Below are 1,510 nucleotides of genomic sequence, written 5' to 3' on the forward strand. Positions count from 1 at the left end.
GATGCCGCCGCGGATCCATGTGCCCATCAGGTCCGTCTCCGCATGTGGCTGCGGCGCTGCGGGTTACACATGATCTACCGTCGCCTGCTGGCCGGCGACCAGCGTGGCGCCGCAACCAGCCTTGTCGCCGTGCCGTGCGGCGGCCTTGCCGTCGACGATGAACGTGGTGTCGCCGCTGACGATGGGGGAGCGGCCGTGGCGCGGACATACGGTCATGTCGCCCACGCGCGCGATGCCCTTGCCGTCGCAATCGCTCAGCGTCGACGCTTCGATCACGCTGCCGCCGTGCGATGTCCTGTCACCCAATACGATCAATGGTCCTGCCATGCTTTTCTTCCGTCACCGTTACAAATGTGCTGCATGCAATGTTACATGCAGACAATATTTTGCCGCATTATAGCTGGGCAAAACCGTGTTCTTAATCACGGTTTGTAACAGTTATGCAGTTTCTTTCAGGCTATAGCGTGGCGCTCGCGATTAGCGTAAAGTTAAGTTTGTTAAGTATGGATGAGTTGGAGAGTGTGTCTTGCAGCAATCGATGACCCATGCGCTGGAAGCGCTGGCCGCACTTGCCGGATTCGACAGCGTCACGCGCCTGTACGCGTTGCGGATCGGGGATGGCGCTACGGATTTCCCGGGCGGTGAACTGCTGGTCGAGGCGTTCGTCGCCGACGATGCGGTTCAGGGGCTTGGCGTACGTGACGTGATCGCGCTGTCGACCAGCGCCGCGATCGAGCCATCCTCGCTGCTGGGCCGGCCGGCCGCCCTCGAAGTCACCCTGGCGGACGGCACGCGCGCCGACTTCGCCGGCGAGATCTGCGCGGCCGCGCAGCTGGGCAGCGACGGCGGCCTGGCGCGCTACCGCGTCCGCATCGCGCACTGGGTGTGGCGCATGGCCCACGTGCGCAGCAGCCGCGTATGGCAAGACAAGTCCGTCACCGACATCGTCGACGACGTCTTTTCCGCCTATGCACCCGACGCGCGCTGGCGCTGGAGCGACGACGTCGGCCCGTTCATGGACGGCGCCAACCCGCGCAGCTACTGCTGCCAGTACCGCGAATCGGATCTCGCGTTCGTCGAGCGGCTGCTCGCGGAAGAAGGCCTGGCATGGCGCTTCGAACAGGCCGACGACGGCCCGCGCATGGTGCTGTTCGCGGACAGCCGCGATGCATCCGCCGTGGCCGACGACCCGAGCATCGACGCCGGCGGCGCACGCTTCCACGGGGCGCACGCGCGCGAAAAAAGCGACAGCGTGCAGGCGCTGGCGGCGCTGCGCAGGGTCGGCGCATCCGCCGTCACCCTGCTCAGCTACGACTACAAGAGCAAGCAGGCCGTGGCCGCGAACTCGCCGTCGCGGCTGTCGAACGGCAGCCTGCCGTGGCTCGAATCGTTCGACACGCCGGGCCAGTACGCCTATGCCGACAGTGCGCAGGCCCGCCGCTACGCCGACCTGCAGATGGAAGGGCGCGAGGCGCGCAGCCAGTCGTGGCGCGGCCGCTCGACCCTGCGC

The 1,510-nt window shown here is 66.3% G+C and carries 2 protein-coding genes; one reads left to right on the top strand and one right to left on the bottom strand.

Annotated features, from left to right (window positions below):
* Positions 1–63: 63 nt before the first annotated feature.
* Positions 64–327 carry a PAAR domain-containing protein gene (locus ACEN88_RS31425; RefSeq protein WP_259449561.1) on the bottom strand — a complete coding sequence of 88 codons (264 nt, stop codon included), beginning with the start codon at positions 325–327 and terminating at the stop codon, positions 64–66.
* Between the two features lie 199 nt (positions 328–526).
* Between ACEN88_RS31425 and ACEN88_RS31430 the strand changes: the two genes are divergently transcribed.
* Positions 527–1,510, top strand: a 984-nt coding sequence (locus ACEN88_RS31430) for a type VI secretion system Vgr family protein (protein ID WP_413346043.1), incomplete at its 3' end; no start/stop codon positions are given.

Source organism: Massilia sp. CT11-108 (assembly GCF_047302915.1).
Taxonomy (GTDB): Bacteria; Pseudomonadota; Gammaproteobacteria; order Burkholderiales; family Burkholderiaceae_D; genus Telluria; species Telluria orientalis.